At 54.0% G+C, this 23,525-nt stretch carries 13 protein-coding genes and 1 CRISPR repeat array; of the genes, 7 read left to right on the forward strand and 6 right to left on the reverse strand.

What is annotated here, in order from left to right; genetic code table 11:
- Positions 1-543: 543 nt before the first annotated feature.
- The 4 genes from LKE08_RS15710 (at position 544) to LKE08_RS15725 (ending at position 8,049) form a co-directional block, all read left to right on the forward strand.
- Complete coding sequence (locus tag LKE08_RS15710; RefSeq protein WP_324705187.1) at positions 544-4,203, forward strand: MHYT domain-containing protein; 3,660 nt, start codon at positions 544-546, stop codon at positions 4,201-4,203.
- A gap of 11 nt (positions 4,204-4,214) precedes the next feature.
- Positions 4,215-5,993 carry an EAL domain-containing protein gene (locus LKE08_RS15715; protein ID WP_324705188.1) on the forward strand — a complete coding sequence of 593 codons (1,779 nt, stop codon included), beginning with the start codon at positions 4,215-4,217 and terminating at the stop codon, positions 5,991-5,993.
- A 91-nt stretch (positions 5,994-6,084) separates the two neighbouring features.
- Positions 6,085-7,569, forward strand: a complete 1,485-nt coding sequence (locus tag LKE08_RS15720) for a type II CAAX endopeptidase family protein (RefSeq protein ID WP_324705189.1) — start codon at positions 6,085-6,087, stop codon at positions 7,567-7,569.
- A gap of 72 nt (positions 7,570-7,641) precedes the next feature.
- The gene (locus LKE08_RS15725) at positions 7,642-8,049 is read left to right on the forward strand and encodes a nuclear transport factor 2 family protein (protein WP_324705190.1); all 408 of its coding nucleotides are present in this window, start codon (positions 7,642-7,644) and stop codon (positions 8,047-8,049) included.
- Positions 8,050-8,080: 31 nt separating this feature from the next.
- On the opposite strand, the gene LKE08_RS15730 is transcribed toward LKE08_RS15725, so the two are convergent.
- Both LKE08_RS15730 and LKE08_RS15735 read right to left on the reverse strand, forming a co-directional pair.
- The gene (locus LKE08_RS15730) at positions 8,081-12,094 is read right to left on the reverse strand and encodes an ATP-binding protein (RefSeq protein ID WP_324705191.1); all 4,014 of its coding nucleotides are present in this window, start codon (positions 12,092-12,094) and stop codon (positions 8,081-8,083) included.
- Positions 12,095-12,259: 165 nt separating this feature from the next.
- Positions 12,260-13,129, reverse strand: a complete 870-nt coding sequence (locus LKE08_RS15735) for a hypothetical protein (RefSeq protein WP_324705192.1) — start codon at positions 13,127-13,129, stop codon at positions 12,260-12,262.
- 104 nt (positions 13,130-13,233) lie between these two features.
- Here LKE08_RS15735 and LKE08_RS15740 point away from each other — a divergent pair, with 104 nt between their 5' ends.
- Entirely contained in the window at positions 13,234-14,142 is a 909-nt protein-coding gene (locus tag LKE08_RS15740) for a metallophosphoesterase (RefSeq protein ID WP_324705193.1), read from the forward strand.
- Positions 14,143-14,291: 149 nt separating this feature from the next.
- Positions 14,292-14,855, forward strand: a complete 564-nt coding sequence (locus tag LKE08_RS15745) for a Uma2 family endonuclease (RefSeq protein WP_324705194.1) — start codon at positions 14,292-14,294, stop codon at positions 14,853-14,855.
- Between the two features lie 80 nt (positions 14,856-14,935).
- Here LKE08_RS15745 and recQ read toward each other — a convergent pair whose 3' ends face one another.
- The 3 genes from recQ to LKE08_RS15760 all read right to left on the reverse strand — a co-directional run bounded on the left by recQ (position 14,936) and on the right by LKE08_RS15760 (position 18,664).
- On the reverse strand, positions 14,936-17,137 hold the full coding sequence (gene recQ, locus LKE08_RS15750; protein ID WP_324705195.1) for a DNA helicase RecQ: 2,202 nt from the start codon (positions 17,135-17,137) through the stop codon (positions 14,936-14,938).
- A 33-nt stretch (positions 17,138-17,170) separates the two neighbouring features.
- Entirely contained in the window at positions 17,171-18,274 is a 1,104-nt protein-coding gene (locus LKE08_RS15755) for a fatty acid desaturase (protein ID WP_324705196.1), read from the reverse strand.
- A 195-nt stretch (positions 18,275-18,469) separates the two neighbouring features.
- Positions 18,470-18,664 (reverse strand): hypothetical protein, encoded by a 195-nt coding sequence (locus LKE08_RS15760; protein WP_324705197.1) that lies wholly within the window; start codon positions 18,662-18,664, stop codon positions 18,470-18,472.
- Between the two features lie 53 nt (positions 18,665-18,717).
- Here LKE08_RS15760 and LKE08_RS15765 point away from each other — a divergent pair, with 53 nt between their 5' ends.
- Positions 18,718-19,659 (forward strand): DNA cytosine methyltransferase, encoded by a 942-nt coding sequence (locus tag LKE08_RS15765; RefSeq protein WP_324705198.1) that lies wholly within the window; start codon positions 18,718-18,720, stop codon positions 19,657-19,659.
- 16 nt (positions 19,660-19,675) lie between these two features.
- Positions 19,676-21,019: direct repeats of the CRISPR family, unit length 37 nt; unit sequence CTTGCAATCTCCTAAACCCCTCAAAAACGATTGCGAC.
- Between the two features lie 6 nt (positions 21,020-21,025).
- Here LKE08_RS15765 and LKE08_RS15770 read toward each other — a convergent pair.
- Positions 21,026-23,464, reverse strand: coding sequence for a zinc ribbon domain-containing protein (locus LKE08_RS15770; protein ID WP_324705199.1), 2,439 nt, complete (start codon positions 23,462-23,464; stop codon positions 21,026-21,028).
- Positions 23,465-23,525 lie beyond the last annotated feature (61 nt).

Raw genomic sequence — 23,525 nt, forward strand, 5'->3', positions numbered from 1 at the left:
CATAGATGATTGGCAGTGGTCGGATTATTGGTGGCAGATTCCACCTCACCGCCTTCCGTTCCCCGCTTCAATCCTGGGGTTGTGAGTCCCAGAACTGGGGGTGGCTATCGCCTCCTCTCTCGGAGATTATTAGGAATTATTAAGTATCCAGTTTTTCTCCTTGACCCTGAGAGTTCCAACCTCGTTTGGTATATTTTGATACCAAACTTAGGAACATACAGACAGTTATAGGCTGGTCAGGGGTACGTCCCTTATATTCATCCGAGGGGATGAAAGCCTTACCAGGAGGTTATTTCGGGCATTTCAGCCCTATTTCACTCCCGAACGAATCGCACAGCCAGAAGCATTGTACCCCTTCGGGGGGGTCTTCAACCACCGGACGGGCTATCCCTTATGATATGTAAAGGGATGCTGAGGGTTGTTTTTTTTTGATTTGAAATTTGGGACGGTTGCACGATCGCCATTTCACCAGGGATCGAATCGGGGTTGACCGCCGGCCGGGTCTGGGACTGTCGAACTGCACGGGGCTTTCACAAAATTGACATGAATACGGAACTGATAGGCAGCTACAACTGGGGCTTAGTTGCGTTGTCTTTTGCAATTGGCGTCATCGCCTCCTACATCGCGATGGATTTGGCTGGACAGGTCGCCTACGAGAATTTGTGGACTCCCAAGCGCCGTTTTTTCTGGTGGGTAGGGGGGGCGATCGCGATGGGGGCGGGGTTCTGGGCCATGCACTTCGTCGCCCTGCTGGCCTTCGAGCTGCCCGTCCCGGTCATCTATCACCTGTGGAACACCCTGCTCTCCCTGCTCCTGGCCGTTCTCGGCGCCGGGATCGGGATCTGGCTGCTGCACCGTCCCAAGTCGGGCCGGTGGCTGTCGGTGGCGGCCGGAGGCGGGATGGGCGGCACTCTCGCGGCCGTGCATTATCTAGGAATGGCGGCGATGTCGATGCCGGCCGAGATCGTTTACGATCGCCGGCTGGTGGCGATTTCCGTGGTGACGGCCGTCGCCGTGGCTTGGGTCGCCCTGTGGCTGGCCTTACTCGTCCGGGAACGGCCGGATTTCGGGCACCACTGGCGAATCGTCGGCGCGGTGGGGGTGGGGGCCGGACTCAGCCAGGTGCACTACACGGGGATGGCCGCCACCCACTTTTTCCCGAAACTGGCGCTGCCACCGGAGCCGGCCCCGACCCTGACCTCCTCCCTGTTAGCGGTGGCGATCGGGTCGGCAACGCTGCTGTGCTTGTTTTTTACCCTGTTGATGAGTTTGTTCGACCGCCAGCTGGCCGGCCAACTGGCCCGGGAGCAAATTTTAAAAGAAAGCGAACGGCAGTTCCGCACCCTGATCCAAGAAATGCAGGTGGGGATGTTGCTCCTCAACAGCCGCGCCGAAATTCTCGTCTTCAACCGGGCGGCCCTGGAGCTGTTCGATCTGGCCGCGGCCCCGGAACGTCCCCAGGTCTTCGGAGAGGGTTGGAACCTGTTTCGGGAGGATCGCACCCCGGTCGCCCCGGCGGAGCTGCCCGTGCAGCGGGCGATCGCGGCGGGGGAGGCGGTCCACAACGTCGTCCTCGGCGTCGAGAATTCCCGCACTGGGAGCGGCCGCTGGCTGCTGGTCAACGCCACGCCCCAGAAGGCCGACGGCCAAATTGACCGGGTGATCTGCACCGTCAGCGACATCACGGAGCGGAAGCAGATGGAGGAGGCCCTGCGCCACTCCCAGGAGCGGTTCGCCCTGGCTGTGCTGGGGGCGAATGACGGCATTTGGGACTGGGATATCGCCAGCGGGGAGATTTACCTGTCGCCCCGGTGGAAGACGATGTTGGGTTACGATCCCGACACCGATTTCCCCAACATCGAGGCGGCCAAAGCGGTGATCTATCCCGAGGATCGCGATCGGGTGTTGAAGACCTTGGAGCGCTATTTGAACCTGGAAATTCCCACCTACGACGTGGAATTTTGCGCCCGATCTCGGGACGGCGGCGATCGCTGGATTCGGTCGCGGGGCGTAGCTCTCTGGGACAAGCGGGGCCGCCCCTACCGGATGGTGGGGTTTCACACCGACATCACTGCGGCTAAAGTCACCGAGCGGGCCCTGCGGGAAAGCGCAGAGCGGGAGCGCTCGATCTTGCAGGTGGTGCAGCAAATGCGCCAGACCCTGGAATTGGACCGGATTTTCGCCACGGCGACCCGGGAACTCCGGGGGGCCCTCAACTGCGATCGCGTCCTCGTCTACCGCTTCAACGAAGACTGGAGCGGGGATTTTGTCGCCGAGTCGGTGGTGGAGGGGTGGGTGGAACTGACCTCGGAGGCGGGGCGCGAGAACGAGGCGGTGACTCGCATCGCCGTCAACAAAGAGGGGTGCGCCGTCAAACGCCTCAGCGGCAACTACCTGATCGCCGACACCCACCTCCGGGAAACCCGGGGCGGCATCTACGCCGAGGGCGCGAGCTATCGGTGCGTGACGGATATTTACAAAGTCGGCTTCGACGAGTGCTACCTGAGACTGTTGGAGCAGTTCCAAGCCCGGGCCTACGTCATCACGCCCATTTTCTGCGGTTCCGAGCTTTGGGGGCTGTTGGCGGCCTACCAAAACGACCGCCCCCGGCGGTGGACGACGGCGGAAATCCGCACCGTCACCCAAATCGGCTCCCAACTCGGCGTCGCCGTCCACCAGGCGGAGCTGTTCGCCACCACCCAGGAACAGACGCGGCAGCTTCAAAAGGCTAAGGAGATGGCCGACGCGGCCAACCGGGCGAAAAGCGAGTTTCTGGCGAACATGAGCCACGAACTGCGGACGCCGCTCAACGCCATTTTGGGGTTCGCCCAACTGATGTCGGTCCACCCGGGGGCTCTCTCCCCCCAGCACCGCCAACATATCCAAATTATCAACCGATCGGGAGAGCACCTACTGGCTCTGATCGACGATATCTTGGAGATGTCTCGCATCGAGGCGGGGCGGGTGACGGTGCAGCCGAACCCCTTCGACCTGCACGAGTTCTTGCAAGCTTTGGAAGATATGTTTGGTCTGCGGGCACGATCGAAAAATTTGTACCTCCATTTCGAGCGATCGCCGCATTTGCCGCGGTGGGTGGAGGCGGATGAAAAGAAATTGCGCCAGGTGCTGATCAATTTGCTGGGAAATGCCATCAAATTCACGGACATCGGCAGCGTCACCCTGCGAGCCACCCACCAGATCTGGGACGCCACCGATGTCGTGCAATTTGAAGTGGAGGATACGGGGTTCGGCATCGAACCCGAAGAGTGCGATCGCCTGTTTGAAGCCTTCGGACAGACCCAGGCGGGGTTGAATTCTTCCGAGGGCAGCGGTTTGGGGCTGGCGATCGCCCAGAAGTTCGTCCGTTTGATGGGGGGAGAAATCACCGTTCAAAGTACCCTCGACCGGGGTTCGACGTTCTCCTTCGCTATTCCGGTGGGGCGGGTGGAAGCCCGGTCGGCGGAGGCCGCGGATGGGGCGGAGGCGGGGCGGACGGTGGAATTGGCCCCGGACCAACCGACCTACCGGATTCTGGTGGCCGAAGATCGGGAAACCAACCGCCTGTTGATCCTGCAACTGCTGGGTTCTTTGGGATTCGCGGTGCGGGAAGCGAAAAATGGCCGGGAGGCGATCGCGATTTGGGAGGAGTGGCACCCGGATCTAATTTTGATGGACATCCAGATGCCGATCCTCGACGGTTACGAGGCTACGCGAGAAATCCGGTCGCGCCCTGACGGCCGCCAGATCCCGATCCTCGCCCTGACGGCCAGCGCTTTTGAGGAACACCGACAGGAGATCGTCAAAGCCGGCTGCAACGACTTCTTGCGGAAACCCTTTCGCCGGGAAGAACTGCTGCAAAAACTGCGTCAATATCTGGGCGTGCAATATGTCTGCGCGACGACTTCGGACATTTCTGCGAGTTGGAATCCCGGGGCGGATAGCGAGAGGGCGGCGGACGCGGAACTGCTTTTCAAACACATCCAAAATATGTCAGAATCTTGGTTGACTCAAGTCTATCTCGCCGCCGCTCAGGGCAGCGATCTTCTGTTATTGGAACTCGTCGATCAAATTCCGCCCGAGCGAAAGGAACTCGCCGATGCCCTGGCGGAATGGGTGGCGAACTTTCAATTTGATCAAGTTCTCGAACTGGTGGAACGAATTGAAGATGTTGGCACAACCGACACCCAAGAGATGCTGAATTGAGTGGGAATGACGTGGACAAACCGAAAGCCGATATTTTAGTGGTCGATGACAAACCGGAAAATTTGCACCTGCTCTCAGAAATATTGATGGTCGAAGGGTACAATGTCCGCAAGGCTGTCAACGGTAAAATGGCGTTGATGGCGGTGAATACGGTGGAGCCGGACTTGATTTTGCTGGATATCATGATGCCCGGCCTCGACGGATACGAGGTGTGTCACGCACTCAAATGCGACTTGCATTTGACGAAGGTTCCGGTCATTTTTTTGAGCGCTTTGGACGACGCTTTTGACAAGGTAAAAGCGTTTCGGGTGGGCGGTTCGGACTACATCACCAAGCCCTTTCAAATGGAAGAAGTCCTGGCCCGGGTGGAAAATCAACTGATGCTGAAAGCGGCGGAAAAGGAAATTCTAGAACTCAATACCCGACTGGAAAATCGGGTCAAAGAGCGGACGCGGCAACTCGAAGAAGCCAACGCGAGGCTGTTGGATATGGCCCTGCACGACAGGCTGACGGGATTGCCCAACCGCACCTTATTTATGGAGCGGGTCGAACGGGCGATCGCGGCTTTTAAAACGGAGCCGGAGCGGCGGTTTGCCGTGCTGTTTTTGGACTGCGATCGCTTCAAAGTCGTCAACGATTCTTTGGGACACCTGGTGGGCGACGAGCTGTTGGTCGCCATCGCCCGCCGCCTCCGAGAACGGTTGGGCGAGGACGATGTGTTGGCGCGGCTCGGCGGCGACGAATTCGCCATCCTCCTGCCCGAAATTCGCGACCGGGAATCGGTGACGGCGGTCGCCGGTTCCCTGCTGGATCTGTTTTCCCGTCCGTTTCAAATTCACAACCGCGAAATTTTTATCAATATCAGTATCGGAATCGCCCTGAATCACGCCGAGTATCAAAAGCCGGAACACCTGCTGCGGGATGCGGACACGGCTATGTACCGGGCGAAGGCGTTCGGGCGGGGGAGGTATTACGTTTTCGACCCCCCCATGCACCAGGAAGCTCTGGATTTGTTGGGGTTGGAAATGGACCTGCGGCGGGCGATCGATCAGCAAGACTTGACCCCCTACTATCAGCCCATCATCGATTTTAAAACGGGGAAAATCGCCAGCATGGAAGCCCTGGTGCGCTGGAAACATCCCCGGCGGGGGTTGGTGTCTCCGGGGACGTTCATCCCCCTGGCTGAAGAAATGGGCGAGATCGGGAAAATTGGCACTTTGATGCTCTCCGAAGCCTGCCGTCAGCTCCGCCGGTGGCAGGAAGAAAACCGGGCGGAGGAGTCCCTCAGCGTCAGCGTCAACCTGTCGGTCCGACAATTTGCCCAGCCGGATTTGGTGGGGACCATCGACGAGATTTTGCACGACAGCGGCCTGAATCCGGAGTGCCTGCGGTTGGAAATGACCGAAAGTGCGATCGTCGAATACCCCGAGAGCGCCCTCACCCTCCTCCAACAACTGCGCGAGCGCCACATCGGTTTGAGCATCGACGATTTCGGCACGGGCTACTCCTCCCTGAGCTACCTGCACGCTTTCCCCGTCGATACGATTAAAATTGATAAATCCTTCGTCAACCTCCTGGACGGGACGCCCAAAAATTTGGGACTCATCCCCGCCATCATCGGCATTTCCAAAACGTTGAACATGGTCGCCGTGGCGGAGGGCATCGAAACCGCCGAGCAACTCGCCCAACTGCGGGATTTACAATGTGACAGCGGACAGGGATATTTCTTCGCCAAACCCATGCCCCCCGCTCAGATGGCCGAATTTTTGGCCTCCGATCCGAGGTGGTAGGAGTGGATAATTGATAATTGATAATTGATAATTGATAATTGTTAATTGTTAATTGTTAATTCTTTCGTGTTGACCTTTTTTATCGATATCAATGACATTGAAACGTATCATTCTGATAGTTCTGACCCTCCTCGCCCTGGCCTATTTGGGGTTGAGTTTGGTGGGAAGTTGGACGCAACCGCAAATTCAGAGCCGCCTGGAACTGTACCAAACCAATTTGGTCCTGCACGGGTCGGAGTGGAGGCCCGATCGGGGGGAAGGGGAACAATTGCTGACCCTGCGCGACAATATTATCGGGGAAAATGCGACGCGGGCCGCCCTCGACCAATATCAGACGGCGATCGCATCCACCGAAGAGAATTGGCGACGGGTGCGAGCAAGGGAGCTCCCGCCGCCGGCCACGGTTCAAAAGCTGGAACAGTCCCTTGACGAGTTGAAGTTGCGGAGCGGCATTATTCGGGCGGAATTGGGGAAGACGGAGGAGGCGATCGCGACTTGGAAATCTTTGCCGGTTCAAAATGGAGTTTCCGCGACGGCAAAAACCGCCCCGGTGTTGGTGGGACTCTGGAGCGAACCGCCCCGGTTGCTGCCGGATGCCGAGCCGATATTGCGGCAAAATTTGGAGGGTTGGTTCCGCTACCAAACCCTGGCTCGACTTTACAGCCTCCAGGAACGCCAAGAAGCCCTGGCGGAACTGAATGCCCGGGAACAGGAAATCGCCGAAGAAGCTGTCTACAAACTGGCGATCGTTTCGGCCATTCCCGGACTGGGATTGGTGGCGGGAATTATCCTGCTAATTATTTTGGGAATTCAATGGTTGATCAACCGCAAAGAAGCCATTCTCGCCACCAATTCGGACGTGGAATGGTCGGTTCCCTGGGATGGGGAAACCATCGCGCAAGTCTTCGTCTTGGGATTTTTCCTGATCGGACAATTGGCGATCCCGATTTTATTTCAAATTATCGGTTTGAAGCCCCCGGCGGGGGATGCTAGACTCCAGGCATTTTACGTCCTCCTCACCTACGTTTTGTTGGTGTGCGGCGGGGTGGGGGTTTTGTATCTATCCCTGAAACCCTTTTTTCCCCTCCCGGAAGGATGGTTCCGGTTCAAGTTTCGGGATAACTGGATTTTCTGGGGTTTGGGCGGGTATTGCGTCGCCCTCCCGTTGGTGATTTTGGTGTCGCTGATCAATCAGCAATTGTGGGACGGACGGGGGGGGAGTAATCCCATCCTCCCCATCGCCTTGGAAAACCGCGACGGACTGGCGTTGGCGATCTTTTTCGTGACCGCTTCTATCGCTGCCCCCGTTTTCGAGGAACTGATGTTTCGCGGGTTTTTACTGCCCTCTTTGACTCGCTATTTGCCGCTGTGGGGTGCGATCGCGGCCAGCGGCCTTTTGTTCGCCGCGGTACATTTGAGTATTTCGGAAGTGCTGCCGTTATTCGTGCTGGGAATGGTGTTGGGGTTCGTCTACACGCGATCGCGCAACCTCCTCGCCCCAATGTTGCTGCACAGCTTGTGGAACAGCGGCACGTTACTGAGCCTCTACCTGCTCGGAAGTGCCGGTTCGTCGTGATCTCAAGCACCGCTTGGGAATTATAGCGCTGCGCCATCGGATAATAGCAATCGTAACTGGCAGGTAAAAACCATGATATCTCCTTCTCCAGAAACTTTAAAAACCGCCCGACTCGGCTTCGATCGCTTCAAACATGGATTGGCGACGGGGGAATGGGAGGCATTTTTGGAGATGCTAACCGATGACTTTACTTTTTTCTTTCCCGCCGGACCCTACAAAGGATTGAATTACGGTCCGGAAAAATTGGGGGAATTTCTCCGCTACGCCACCGAGAAGGTTTTCCCCGGGGGACTCGTCCTCAACGAGGAACGAATTTCCGGCGGCGACACGACGGTAATTTTTGAAGCGCGATCGCGGGGGAAAATGTGGGGAAACCCCTACGAAAACCAAGTGGCGATCGCATTGGAAATTCGGGGCGATCGAATTTGCGGCTACCGGGAATATCTCGCCATCGCCTTCACCCTCCCGGCCGAAAAGTAGGGGCGAATGGCATTCCCCCTCAGCTCTATTCTCACCGGGGCAGAGCCTCTGCAAACCTCTCGTAAATGGCCGTCAACTCGGCATCAACTTCCGGGGGCTTCGCCGTGAAGTGAATGTAAAAATACCCCGGTTTTGCTTCGCGTTCCAACACTTTGGCGTAGACATCTTCCGAGCCTTGCAAACAGCCGTATCCTCTGAAATTGAGCTTGATATTGGTCAGGGGTAGGGGCAGACAATTGTCATCCTCGGAGCGCGTTTTAACCTGGGCTTCCCGCGCCGACAGTTCCACAATTTGACCGGAGAAAATATTGTTGCCGACGTGCTTTCCTTCCAAAATCACATAGTCCAGGGCGATGGGATTGGGGAGGGGAACAAAAATCTCCTTTTCTCGTTTCAAGTAGAGGTTGTAAGGGTCGCCCACGCCGCCCAATTCGTAAATCGGAATCGGCTGCTGGACGCCTTTGGGCTGGACGTGTTTTTCGCCGACGATATGGGCGATCGCGCCGGCGGAATCCAACGTCGATTGAGAAATGAAAATTTGTCCGCCGGTGGTGTAGGATTCGAGTCGGTAGGCCAAATTGACGTGCTTGCCCACCACGCCGTATTTGGTGCGCTTTTCCGAGCCGATATTGCCGACCACCACTTCGCCGGTATTCACCCCGATCCCCATTTCCAAATTGGGATATCCCCAGGCTTTCATCTGCCGGTTGACCGCATCCATCGCCAACTGCATTGCCACCGCACAGGCGATCGCCCGCCGGGGGTCGTCTTCCCGCACTTTCGGTGCCCCGAATAAGACCAAAATTCCGTCCCCCATGAACTCGTCGATGGTGCCGTTGTAGCCGGTGATCACGTCGGCCATTTTGGACAGATAGAAATTGAGAATTTTCACCACTTCTTCCGGGGGGAGGCGTTCGGATGTCGCCGTGAAGCCGCGCAAATCCGAGGTCAAAATCGTGATGGTGCGGCGTTCGCCTCCGAGTTTGAGGCGGTCGTCACTTTCGAGCAAATTGGCGACCACTTCATCCGTCACGTAGCGGCCGAAGGTCTTGCGGATGTGGGCTTTTTCGGTGCGGAGTTGTTTGATGCGGATGTGGGTTTTTATGCGGGCCAAAAGTTCGTCTTTATTGAGAGGTTTGGAAAGGTAGTCATTCGCCCCCACTTCCAAGCCGAACACCAAATCTGAGACGCGATTTTTTGCCGTCAACATCACGATCGGCAGTTGGTGGGCGGGCCAGGTTTCGCGAATTTTTTGGGTGACTTCATAACCCGTCATGCGGGGCATCATCACGTCCATTAAAATCAGGTCGGGGACGAAACCGGCCTCCAAAATTTCCAGGGCTTCCGGCCCGTTGTTCGCCCGGGTGACGGCGTAGTTTTCTAAATAAAGATAATTCGCCAATACCTGTAGGTTTACCGGATCGTCATCGACGATCAAAATTTTGAACTGATTTTCATCTTCATTGACCGGTTCTTTGGGGGAAATTTCGGGGATGAAATGAGCGGGTTTTGTACGGTCGATAAAGGCATCCAAACTGACGATCGCGGACGGGTTGACTAACACCGAATCCGGTTCGACAGTGACGGGGGGATCGGCGTCTGAAATGGGGAGGGTGAAGGTAAAGGTGGAACCCTCGCCGAGGACGGAATCGACCCAGATTTGACCGTGGTGGAGTTCCACCAACTGTTTCGTCACGGCCAGCCCCAAACCCGTGCCGCCGTACTGTCGCGCCGTGGAACCGTCGCCCTGTTCAAAGGATTCAAAAATGCGATCGCGCTTGTCTTCGGGAATGCCGATACCGGTGTCGGAAACCGCCACGGCGATCGCGTCTCCTCCGGCGACAGAGGCGGCGATTTTGACCGTCCCGGCCTCCGTAAATTTGATGGCATTTCCAATTAAATTGTAGAGAATTTGTTGCAGGCGATTTTCGTCGGCATAAACGGCGGGTAAATCCGCAGGTATTTCATTAAAAACTCGGATCTCCTTGTGCCGAATCAAGGGTTTGCTCAAAATGACGACAATTTCGACCATCTCCCGCAGTCCCAAGGGTTTTTGTTGCAGTTCGATCGTCCGGTGTCGCAGTTTGGAAAAGTCGAGAATATCGTTGACCAGGGTTGACAATCGGTGGCCGCTGTGGGCGATCATCACCAGGTTTTTGTGCTGGACTTCGGTCAGGGGGCCAGCCACCCCCGCCAGCATCGATTCCGCCAAACCAATCATGCCGTTGAGGGGGGTGCGAAGTTCGTGGGAGGTATTGGCGAGAAATTCATCTTTAATTTGATCCAAGCGTTTGAGGGCTTCGTTTTTGAGTTGGAGTTCGGCGGTAAACTTTTGTCGTTCCCTCTCCGCCTGTCGGCGCTGGGTGATGTCTTCAAACACGCAAATTCCGTAGGCGATCGCGTCATCGCAGTCGAAAATAGGTGCCGCCATCACCGAGCAGGGAATGGTGCGATCTTCGCGGCGAATTTCCAAGTTTTCAACGTGGATACTTTTTCCTTTCAAGGCGCGGACGAGGGGCAGGGCTTTCGCCGGGTATATCTGATTCGTATTGGCAATATAAAATTGATTTTCTTCGGCGAATTTTCCCGGGTTAACTTCCGGTATTTCTGCCTTTCCTATAAGTTGCTTTAAAGTTTTGTTTGCGTAGGAAATTTTTCCGTTTTTGTTGTAGACTAAAACGCCGACTGGCAGGGTTTCCAAAAATTGATTGAGCCAATATTCTCGCTCTAAAAGTTGGCGATTTAACCCTTGGGTTTCGGCGTGTTGGGCTTCCAGTTCTTTAAACGATTGCCGCAGTTGGGCGACCATTTGATTGAAGGTTTCAGCCAGTTCTCCGACTTCGTCGCAGCGGGAAATTTGAACCGTTTGATTCCACTGTCCGCTGGCAATTTTTCGGGCGACTTGGTTGAGGTTTAGAAGCGGCCGAGTCACCCAGCGGGCGGTCAAAACTCCGATCGCGATCGTGACGGCTAACGCCACCAGACAGAGGAGCAGCGTGGTGCGGGCGTTGGCGTCAATTTGACCCATAAAATCTGCCTCCGGTATGGCTACCACGATCAGCCAATTTAAACCGAATTGATCGCGGTGCGGGACGACCTGGATGAACTGCCGTTCTCGGCCGATTTTGAAATCGCTTTGATAGGTTTCTTCGATCTGGCTCAAATGCTCAAAATTTTGATGGAGATAATCCGCGATCGCTCGAAGTTTTGGGTTCTGACTATCCGCAATTTTCAAGCGTTTTTCCCCCCCTTTTTCGTCGATAAAAAAGGGTTTTTCCGCCGTCGAAGTTGCCACTAAAAATCCGGACGGTTCGAGAATGAAAATTTCGGCGTTGGGGCTGATCTGGATACTTTGCAGAAAATTATCGATCAAACCGAGGACGAAATCCACACCCACAATCCCCATGAATTGACCGTCGCGATCGTAGAGGGGACGGGAGGCGGTGAGGCCGAGTTCTCCGTTGGTAAATGGGTAAATTTGGCTCCAATTGGGTTGCTCCAATACCAGGGTTTTGGTGTACCAGGGTCGAATTCTCGGGTCGTAGCGATCGCGATCGATTTGGGGGCCGCGCTCGCCTTCCGGGGTCAGTTGATAGATCCTTCGTTCGGGCGGTTGTCGCACGATTTGCGAATGAAATGAACCGTCCTCATTCAGTTTTACATAAATAAATTTTCCTCCCTCATTTGCCATGTAAGTGGCGTGGACAGAATCGAAGAGATCCAAAAGCTGAAATAGGGAATATTCTGAATTTTGAATGTCGTCAAAATTGAGTCCGCCCGCCCGGGTTTCTTGGGCGATAATTTTGGCGATTAGGTGAGGTTGCTCCAGAAAAGTATCCAGATGCATCGTGACGCGAGCGGTCACTTCGTTGCGAAGTTGGTTGGCGACCTCCAGGACGGCTTGCTGACCGTTCCGCCACGACAGATATCCCGTGATCCCGACCGTGGCGCAGATCTGAAGCACGAAGGGAATAATGATGGCTCGTCGCAGGGGAACGTGATGTAAGAATTGGACGCTACTGTTTTGAAAAAAGCGAATTAACATGGTCTGTGACCGACTCGATGGGGATTGTATAATCGGATGTCGCGATCGCGATCCGGCGAGAAGAATCCGGCCGAACTCGTAACACATACGAGCCTGACAGAACGACTTGATATTGTAGTTATACCACGGCCGAAGTCGGCAACGGGAACGCCGACGGTCACGGGTTCATCGCTTCCAAAGAATCATTTCCGAGCCGACCACGGGATTTCGGGCAATTATTTTGCCATCATTGTCGCAAATTTCTAAGCGGGTAAAATCGAGCGATCGCACTTTTTTGAAAAGCTGATTTGCAAAGCGATTCTGATCCTTATCGTCCAATTCGTGCCATTCCTCGCCCACCTCGACCCGCAACAAACTGGCGGCAAAATTGGCATCGACGGCTCGAATTAAATCGCCGCCGTAGCGATCGCTAAACTCGGCGAGGCGATCGCGGATCGAGTCGTTCAAATAGGGTCGGGCGACCGCCGGAGGGGCGATCAAAGCCACCGGTTCGGGAGAGTTTGGGGCGGTCAATTCTGCGGGTAAATTCCCAGATTTTTGTCCCGCGACAGGTTCTTCAATTTCCGGGATTTCTGCCGGTTCCGGTTCCGGTTCCGGCACGGGTTCTTCCATTTCTACGATTTCCGGTTCCGGTTCCGGTTCCGGTTCCGAAATGGGTTCTTCAATTGCTACAATTTCTGGAGTTTCCGGGGGTTCTGGCGGTTCCGGTTCCGGAGTGGAAATGGCTGGCCGGATCTCCTCGGTGGGGGGAGGTTCGGCGACTTCTTCGGCGACGCGATTGGGGGAGAAGAAAATGAACAGCCCCACCGCCACCGCCAAGGCAATCGCGCCCCACACCCAGCCCGAGAGTCCCCGGCGGGTGGGAAATTGGGGTTCCGCTTCCAACCGTTCCACCGTCCCCTCCAAGGTTTTGATGAGTTGCCGCAGCAGTGCGATCGCCGCGTCGCGAAGCGGGCTCCCCCGGGATTTGCGGGCGGATCGCCGTCGCCGTCGGACGGGGCGGGGTTGGGGGGGTGTCGGTCGATCCTGGGACATTGAAAATCGCCCTGACGGGGCAAACGCGCTAAAGTTAAACGGGGCATATTCCAGCCCCACTCTACCATTTTGTCCTGTAGAAATTCGTCGATTTTGAGAATTCAATGAAACGCCGTCAATTTTGGATGATCACCAGTCTCGCCAGTTTAGGGGCGATCGGTTGGTGGGGAGGTTTTCGAGGCTGGTGGCGATCGCGACAGCCGTTTTCAGAGGCCGAAACGATCGCCGCCGCCGACGCACTCACCCCCGCCACCCCGCCCCTGTTCCGGTTCGCCGCCGTCGCCGACACGGGAACCGGCGATCGCGCTCAATATGCCGTCGCCCGGGCGATGGTTCGCCATCACAAACGCCACCCTTTCGATCTGGTATTACTGGCCGGAGATAATATTTATCGGAATGGCGAAATTGAGAAAATTAACAAGGTCTTCGAGCGACCTTACCAACCGTTATTGCGACGGGGCGTCAAATTTTATGCCTGTCTTGGCAACCACGACATCCGCACCGAAAATGGCGATCGACAAGTCGAATATCCCCACTTCAACATGGCGGGTCGGTATTACACATTCCGCCGGGATTTCGTGCAGTTTTTCGCCCTGGAAACGACGAATGAAGCGGACTGGGAAACCCAACTGACCTGGCTGCGATCGGAACTGCGAAAAAGTGACGCCCCGTGGAAAGTCGTTTTCGGCCATCACCCCCTTTATTCTTCCGGAAAATATGGGGTGAATGAAGGGCGGATCAAAAAGCTGACACCCCTGTTTAAAAAATACGGCGTGCAACTGTATATCAACGGCCACGAACACGATTACGAACGCACCCGCCCCATCGACGGGACGACTTATTTGATTTGCGGTGCGGGGGCTAAAAGCCGTCCGGTGGGGCGATCGGAGTGGACGGAATACGCCACGGAACGCCTCAGTTTTGCGGTGAATGAAGTCTACGGCGATCGCATCGTTATTTCGGGAATTGACAAGAAGGGCAGGGTGTTCGATCGCGGCGTGATTTGGCAATAGTTGAGGTACTTATCCGACATAGTAACCGTCTTCATATTGTTCAATAAAAACGTAAAATTATCGTTCTTTTTTTCATAATTTTACAACCCAAAAATATGTTAAACTACACTACAGGATAAGCGATCGCCCATTTTCAGGAGGAAGTCCCGATGGTACAATCTCCGTCAAAATCCGTCACCTTAGAAGAGTTTCTGAAGCTGCCAGAAACCAAACCCGCTGGGGAATATATTAATGGTCATATTGTTCAGAAACCGATGCCGCAGGGTAAGCATAGCACGATTCAAACCGAGTTTTCGACAACTGTCAACGCCATTTTAAAGCCCCGGAAAATCGCCCGGGCTTTTTCGGAGTTGCGTTGTACGTTCGGGGGGCGATCGCTCGTTCCCGATGTTTCAATTTGGACGTGGAATCGAATTCCCCGCGACTCGAATGGCGAGATTTCCAATCGCTTTTTAATCGCACCGGACTGGACAATCGAAATTATGTCGCCCGAACAGAGTCAAACCAAAGTCACAAAAAATATTTTACACTGTCTCAGTCACGGAAGTCAAATGGGTTGGTTAATCGACCCCCAAGAACGGACGGTTTTTGTGTATTTTCCCCGGCGACAGCCGGAAGTATTTGACGAAGCGGAACAACTGCTTCCCGTCCCCGATTTTGCCGGCGATTTGAGTTTGAGTTTGGGTTCAATTTTTGACTGGTTGTTAGAATAATCTAGAATCCCAGAAACCCCCAAAGTCTCCGAGTTTCCAACTCCCCCCTTACCAAGGGGAGCCGGGGGCGATCGCCCGTTTCAAAACTCAATTTCCGACGATCGCTGCGATCGCCACATCGCCAACATAATTTTAATTTCACCGTAATCATAATCTCCTTTCAAATACTCAAAAATCTGTCGGAGGGAGTCATCTCCAACAGTTGCGATCGCATTCAAAATCACCTGCTGGCGTTCCGGAGATATCAGGCGATCGACATCGATATCGCCGTAATTCAGGGCGATCAATTCGGCTAAATGCCCGTAAATCGTACTCGGTTTCAAACCCCGTTCGTCGGCGATCGCATCCACGCTCAACCCCTGTTGGTACAGTTCTAACGTCTTGAGTAGCGTCTCCGAAAGGGTATCCCAAATCGAGATGGTTTGTTGCTTCGGGGGGGCGGACTTGAGGGGCAGTCCTTGTTCCTCGCAGAACTGGTTGATGGCGCTCAAAAACTGCCGTCCATATTGTCTCAGTTTGTGCGTTCCGACGCCCGAAATTTCCAACAAATCGGCTTCGCTTGCGGGGCGTTCCCGCGCCATCAATTGCAGGGTGGAATCCGGGAAAACGACGTAGGGCGGCACTTGCTTTTCGTCGGCAATTGTTTTGCGGAGTTTGCGGAGATGTTCAAATAACATTCCCACCTCCGCCGCCAGCGAGCGGCTTTGTTGTTCCAGTTGGGGTTTCGGCGGCACGGCGACTTTCACTTCCCGCTGTTTTTTCATCACCTCCCAACTGTGGCGATTTAACTTCAAAATCGAATAGCCGTCCGTCGTCTGATCTAAGAGTCCTTGATGCAGCAGCGATCGCGCCAACAATTTCCAATCGTCCGCCGTTTTATCCCGCCCGATGCCGTAGGTGGAAAGCTTGTCGTGTCCGCGATCGAGGACTTTTTTACTCTTGGAACCCCGCAATACATCGATAATATAATTCATCCCGAATCGTTCCTGACATCGCGCCACGCAGGAGAGAAATTTCATCGCCTCCACCGTCCAATCTTCGAGGGGTTTCTGGTGGCGGCAGTTGTCGCACTGGCCGCAATTTCCGGGGAATTCTTCGCCGAAATAGCGCAGTTGGATGCGGTGGCGGCAATCCGTCGAGGCGGCATAATCGAGCACCTGTCGCAACTGCTGGCGGGCGATCCGCCGTTCGTCCTCGTCGGGTTTTTGCTCGATCAAATATTCGATGGTTTTGACATCGCCGTAGCTGAATAACAGCAGACATTGCGCCGCTTCCCCGTCCCGCCCCGCCCGCCCGGACTCCTGATAATAACTTTCCAAGCTTTTGGGTAAATCGTAGTGAATGACAAACCGAACATCTGGCTTGTCGATGCCCATGCCGAAGGCGACGGTTGCCACCATAATTTGTACGTCATCCCGGATAAATCGGGTTTGATTTTCGATGCGTTCGTAGTCTTCCATTCCGGCATGGTAGGGGAGGGCGGGAATGTTTTCTTTTTGCAGTTTAAACGCCACTTCCTCCACCCGCTTTCGACTGGAACAATAGATGATGCCCGAACCGTCGAGCGATCGCATCAAATTTAACAGTTGGGTGAAGCGGTGCTTTTCTTTCGGGATGACTTGATAGTAAAGGTTGGAGCGGTAAAAACTGGCGACGTGGACGTATGGTTTTTGGAGGGCGAGTTGTTTGACGATGTCGCGTCTCACCCGTTCCGTGGCGGTGGCGGTGAGCGCCATCGCGGGGACGTGGGGATAGCGCGATCGCACCTGTTTTAATTGTCGATATTCGGGGCGAAAATCGTGCCCCCACTCGGAGACACAATGGGCTTCATCGATCGCAAATGCAGAAATCCCCAGTTCCGCATCGATGCGATCGAGAAATTCGAGAAACTGGGGAGATAAAAGCCGCTCCGGGGCGACATAAAGCAGTTTAATTTTGCCTTCGAGAATCGCGGACACCCGCTGGCGGACGCCGTGGGGGGACAGGGTGCTGTTGAGAAATGTCGCCCCGATGCCGTTATCTTGCAGGGCTTCCACCTGATCTTGCATCAGGGCGATTAAGGGCGAAACCACCACCGTCACCCCCGGTTTGAGCAGGGCGGGAAGCTGGAAACAGAGGGACTTTCCACCCCCCGTGGGCATGATTATCAATGTATCCCGTTTCTGCAACACCTGTTCGATAATCTCCCGCTGTCCCGGGCGGAAGGTGTCGTATCCAAAATACTGTTTCAGACACTGTTCGAGAGATTGGGGTTGGGTGAGAGGTGGCGGAAACCCTGACATCGATTGGCGATCGCGGTTGACTGCCTTTTTATTCTACCTCGATTGAGAATCTTTTTCCCCGACCGTCACATCGTATCCCGGATTGAACTGCGATCGGTAGTAGACGCCGGAGCCGCTATCGGGGACGAAGTGACAAGACAAATAAGACTTCCAAAACGCCTTCCAAATCGGTTCTTTGGAGATGCGATAATAATCTCCGAGAACGGGCTTGATGGCTTCGTTGGCTCGGAGTAGGTGATAGTGGGGAATACTCAGGAAAATATGGTGGACGACGTGGGTGCCGATATTGTGGTGGATGGGGTTGATGAAACCGTAGTCGCGATCGATGGTTGATAATGCCCCTTTGAGGAAGTACCAGTCATCGCCCCGATACCAAGGAATGTCATCTTCCGTGTGGTGTAAAAAGGTGACGAGATCCAGCCATATGACAAAAATGAGGTAGGGAACCAGGTAGAATTTAAGGAAAAATAGCCCGCCGTATTGGACGGTTAAAAAGACCAAAAATCCCGCAAATGCAACCCAGCAAACCGTACTGGTTATCACATCCCATTTTTCCGACGGGCGAAACAGGGGGCTGCTGGGTAAAAAATGCGACCCTTCCCGACGGGGGGAACGGACGAAAAGATAGATGGGATAGGCAAACAGCATCAGATAAAAGCGAACAAGCTTTTCGTACCAAAGCATCTGATTGTAGTCGCTTTCTATCACCGGATACCAGCTTTCATCGGTGTCGATATTGCCGGTGTTGGCGTGGTGGGTGCGGTGGCTGATCCGCCAAGCGTGGTAGGGAACCAACAGGGGGGTGTGGCTCAGGTGTCCGATCAGGTTATTCAACCGTTTGGATTTGGAAAACGAACCGTGTCCGCAATCGTGCCCGACGACAAATAGGGACCAGAAAAGCGTCCCCTGGATGAGCCAGAAAATCGGGTAAAACCACCAGCTATCTAGGTAGGCGGCGATCGCGTAAAACCCCGCAATCAGACCCACATCTAAAAAAAAGTAGGCCAGGGAACGGCCTGCGGAGGGTTCAAAACAATCGGGGGGAATTGCGGCTTTCAAATCTTGGAGCGTGAAGGGCAGCTCCTTATTCTTGGGGTGAGAACTCCCCGCAGTCGGAGAATCAGCTTGTAATTGCATTGAGTTGTCTGTAACTAGAGATTGATTGAAGTTTTCATTGAATTGCTGTCCCCTTTTAAAAGGCACTTCAATACTCTACACGCTCGACATCAATAAAGCAAGTCTCTCAACGAATCCGCGACCACAAGATAAAATTTTGATAAAATTTTGCCATTTTAACGAATTTTGTGCTATTTTTGCGACATCGACGGGCGGTCACATCTGACGGGTCAAATCGGGCCAATTGCCGCATCCTGTTTGAGCCGATCGCGATCGGCGGTTTTGAACCTCGGAAAATATTGCGATCGCGGCAATTGTATGCAGTGTGTCGAACAGCAAAATTTTTGATGATAACAAGCCGATGCGGCGATCGCACTTCAATGGGTTGACCGGCTCATTTATTGAGTCCATAAATCATATCGAACGCTATAATATATGATGGCTCGGATTTGTTGATTTTGAAAATGAGAACGGTTGATTTATTTTCGGGTTGCGGGGGGTTGTCCCTGGGATTTCAAAATGCGGGATTTGAGATTCTGTCCGCCTTTGACTGTTGGAAACCGGCGATCGCGGTTTATCGACAAAATTTCAAACATCCCATCACCGAAATCGATCTGGCGGCGACAGAAGCCCGAGATCTCATTGCCGAATTACAACCGGATATAATCATTGGCGGCCCCCCCTGCCAAGACTTTTCCAGCGCGGGGAAGCGGGATGAGAGTCTGGGTCGAGCGAATCTAACCTTAAGTTTTGCAGAGATTGTCACCCATGTCAAGCCGAGCTGGTTTGTCATGGAAAATGTGACGAGAATTGCCAAAAGTCAGGTTTTGGAAAGTGCGATCGCACTCTTCAAAAAAAGCGGCTACGGCCTGACATCTTCGGTTTTGAACGCGAGTTATTGCGGCGTTCCGCAGGCGAGAAAAAGATATTTTTTAATCGGTCAACTGGGTGGCAACGACGGAGATTTGAGCGAGTATTTGATAAAAAATCAGTCGTCCGAACCCATGACGGTATTCGAGTATTTGGGGGACAGCTTGGGAATCGAGTATTTTTATCGCCACCCGAGAAGTTATAAAAGGCGGGGGGTTTTCAGCATTCACGAACCCAGCCCGACGGTGCGGGGGGTGAACCGTCCCGTCCCGAAAACCTACAAAAAACATCCGGGAGATCCCTGCGATATCGACGAGAATTTGCGGCCGCTGACGACAATCGAACGCAGTTACATTCAAACCTTCCCGAAAACCTTCAAATTCGAGGGCGGCAAATCGGATTTGGAACAAATGATCGGCAATGCGGTTCCGGTGAAGTTGGCGGAATATGTCGCCCGCTGTATTCTTAAATTTGTGGAAAGTGGGAGTTGTCATCAAGTTGAAATTTGCCGCGATCGCCAGTTGAGTTTATTTTGAAATAATGGGGTGTCGCCTTGCAATACCCTAAACCCCTCAAAAACGATTGCGATGCGGTTTCGGGGGCATCTTGCCACTTACTCTTTGGACTTGCAATCTCCTAAACCCCTCAAAAACGATTGCGACCTTCATCCGAGAGAGTCGCCCATTCATCCGGGGTCTTGCAATCTCCTAAACCCCTCAAAAACGATTGCGACTCGGCGTTTTCGGCGGCGATCGCGTCGTACCGCTCTTGCTTGCAATCTCCTAAACCCCTCAAAAACGATTGCGACCCGATACTGAACTGGTTAGCCAGTTACAAGGGAGAATACTTGCAATCTCCTAAACCCCTCAAAAACGATTGCGACTCGAGGCGTTCTCGGAGGGGTTCTACTATTCCGAAGACCTTGCAATCTCCTAAACCCCTCAAAAACGATTGCGACTCAAAATCATCCGCCGATCGACCTGGCGGCTTTCGCGCTTGCAATCTCCTAAACCCCTCAAAAACGATTGCGACTTGGTCGGATTTACAATTGTTGTGATGTTCCTGTTCTTGCAATCTCCTAAACCCCTCAAAAACGATTGCGACTCGCCGAGCGGTGCCGGGATTACCTGAAGGGAAGCTTGCAATCTCCTAAACCCCTCAAAAACGATTGCGACGCCTTTATAAAGTCCAGTTCGGGAACTTGCCCATCTTGCAATCTCCTAAACCCCTCAAAAACGATTGCGACGCTCGAAGCCGTCGAGGGGGAGGCGAGAACTTTGCTTGCAATCTCCTAAACCCCTCAAAAACGATTGCGACTAGCCGTTCCGAGCCCCTGATCATGTGCCTGGAGGGCTTGCAATCTCCTAAACCCCTCAAAAACGATTGCGACTTTCTACGGGTTTTTGGAATGTTGGGATTAACCCCTTGCAATCTCCTAAACCCCTCAAAAACGATTGCGACCCGCATTTCAGGTGCATTGGAAAAGCGGGGATTGGAGGTCTTGCAATCTCCTAAACCCCTCAAAAACGATTGCGACATTCCCGCATCGTCAATCTCCAGAGGCATTACACTTGCAATCTCCTAAACCCCTCAAAAACGATTGCGACGATCACTTTTCGCCAATTCATCCATTTCGTCATCCAGCTTGCAATCTCCTAAACCCCTCAAAAACGATTGCGACGGTGCGAGAATTGAAACCGCTTACATCGAGTTTCCTTGCAATCTCCTAAACCCCTCAAAAACGATTGCGACGCGCCTTGGCGTAGAGTCCGCGAGTCGGGACGATCTTGCAATCTCCTAAACCCCTCAAAAACGATTGCGACTTTCGGGCGCCGCGCACCCGGCCCAAATATTTCAAACTTGCAATCTCCTAAACCCCTCAAAAACGATTGCGACGGCCCCTCATTCAAACGGAATCTGTAACTGGATTCCGTCGAGCGTTTGCGCGGGCCTCTCCTCAGATTTGCGTTTCGGGGATCGTTGTCGCCGCGATCGCTTCTGAGAATTCGGCTCAATTGACTGCCTGGAGAGCGTTTCAGGATTTGCGCGACGCTCGCCCGAGGGCAAAGATAGGTCTATCCCCGATGGGGTAAGGGATTGAGTCAATTTTTTTTGGGTCTCGTCGCCCAACACCTCCTTCTCCGCGCAATTGGATTTTTGAGAATTTCGCAATTTGGATTTTTGATGGGTGTCCCCCAGATTGTTTGCCATGTCACGGGCTTTGGTGCTGTCGCGATCGCCATCGAGGGGAACGGTCGATGGTGCAGCTTCCTGTCTCATCGTCCCCATTGGGGACTCTCCCGATGGCGCGTCTCCATCGAATGCGGGGATTTCTCCCCGAACAGGCTTAACTTCCCACTCCCAAGAGCGGTAGCTTCTTGCGAAGGCTGTTTTACCCCGTCCTTCCGGCGTGGCGGGTCGGAAGGCTCGGTTGAGAATATTTCGGGCCGCGTTGATGTCCGCGTGTTCGGCGTGTCCGCACTGCTGACAGCGGAACGTCGCCTGGTTGGGTCGGTTTGCTTTGTCAGTATAGCCGCAAACTCGACATTCCTGGCTGGTGTGGTGGGCCGGAACCTTGACAACTTCCCGCTTACAATCTTCGGGGTCGATCAACCCCATCGCGATCGCCGCGTCGTTGATATCTTTCGCTTTGGACTTCAACATTTCAACCCGGCGCCCGTGGGTGTTGCGGAGGATCGCCCGGTTCAACCCCGCTTTCTGGGCTTTGCGATTTTTGGCGTAGGTTTTTCCGTCTTCCGTCAGGTTCGTTTTAGAAGCGGCGGTCATATTTTGCAGGTTGAGGTCTTCGCAGGCAATCCCGTCGTATTGGCGAACCAATCGCGTCGTTATTTTATGATCGCTGGCCCGCCCCCGACGGCGCTGCTTTTCGTGAATTCGCTGAAAAGCTTTGTGAGTTTTTCGGTAATTGTTGGAAGGCTTTTCTCCCTTTTTGGGTTCGCGACGATCTAACTGGTTTTGCAGCCGCTTCAACCGCTTGTTTTCGCGATCGCGCCGCCGAATTTGCCGAATCGCCCGTTCGGGCAAGCTTTCATCCTTGAGGCGATCGGTGCGGGGCAATATCTGCCGTCCGGAATCGTCCGTGAACAAACTCACAACCCCGGCATCGAGTCCGACAGCACGGAGATCGTCACTCGATCGCTTGAGATTCACACCTTTTAAATTGACCTCAAACTCCCCCGTCAGTTGCAGGTAATACCCAGACGATTCCCGCAATATCCGACCGTTGGCGATGTGGCGATCGCCCCACCGTTCGGGAAGGCCTTTGACCTGTACCCAGCCCAATTTGGGAATCCGCACCTGGTCGAGTTTTGTTTTCCAGGTGGAATCGATCAGCTTTTTTTTCGGCTCCTTATATTTCCCAATATCCGGTTCCCCCCGTTCTTTCAACTCCTTCCGTCGGGCGTTCCAGGCTTCTCGGTCGGACTTGATGCGGGCTTTGTCTTCCTCGGTCTTTGGTTCCCGAATTGCGGCATTAAAGTCGGTCAGACTGCGAATCACTTCGCTGTTGCGATTTTTAAATCGGGGCTTACCCCGTTTGCCCGTTCGGTATTCCTGCCAAGCACCGCCCAATCGTTTGAGAAGGCCGGCGACAAGCTTCCCGTGAATTGTCTCAAATCTCGCTTTGATCGGATCGGGAACTTTTTCATCTCCGGCAATCGCCTCTTTTGAAAACAACCTGGACAGGGCGTATTCGGGATTGATCCCCTCGTAATCAAAAGGCGGTTCCTTTATCCAGTGAAGCTTGACCGGATCGATCTCCGGCGTGTGGAGATAATGCCGAACTCCCTTTTTGGTCTGGCGTTCCTCGATGAAGCAACCCGATCTGAGGTTCGGAATTCCCGAATAGATTTTGATCGTCCCAAAGACTTCGACGTGATAGTTATTGTAGCCCGGATAGTCGTTGATGCTGACGCGCTTTACCGTGGTGCGGTTCGCACAGAGCAACCAGTGTTTTTTCTTGTCGAGTTTGAGGTTGCCTTTGCGATCGCGTTTGAGGTTGCCTTTTTTGTTGGTGACAGCCACCTCGATTTCGTTGAACTGCGATCGCAGGGGGGCGAGGGCGACTTTTTCCCACTCCACAAATTTCCACCGTCTCAGGACTTCGGGATCGACTGCAACATCGGGATCTTTTTTGCGATCGAGCTTCGGCAGGTAGCGACATTGCTGGCGCATACGCCAGTAGTCGTGCCAGTTGAGCAATGCCAAACCCCGGTTCCAAATCCAGTTTGCCAAATCGAGCCAGTCGTCGATCGGGGCTTGTTGCTCGGCCGACAAATCCAGCTTGAATTCGACAATCTTAGCGGTCAGGATGGGTTCCACGGTGCGATTCGGCTCAACCCCTCAATAACGATGAGAACCATTCCACGAGTATAGCAGAACC

The organism is Lyngbya sp. CCY1209 (assembly GCF_035615495.1).
Classification (GTDB): Bacteria; Cyanobacteriota; Cyanobacteriia; order Cyanobacteriales; family Microcoleaceae; genus Limnospira.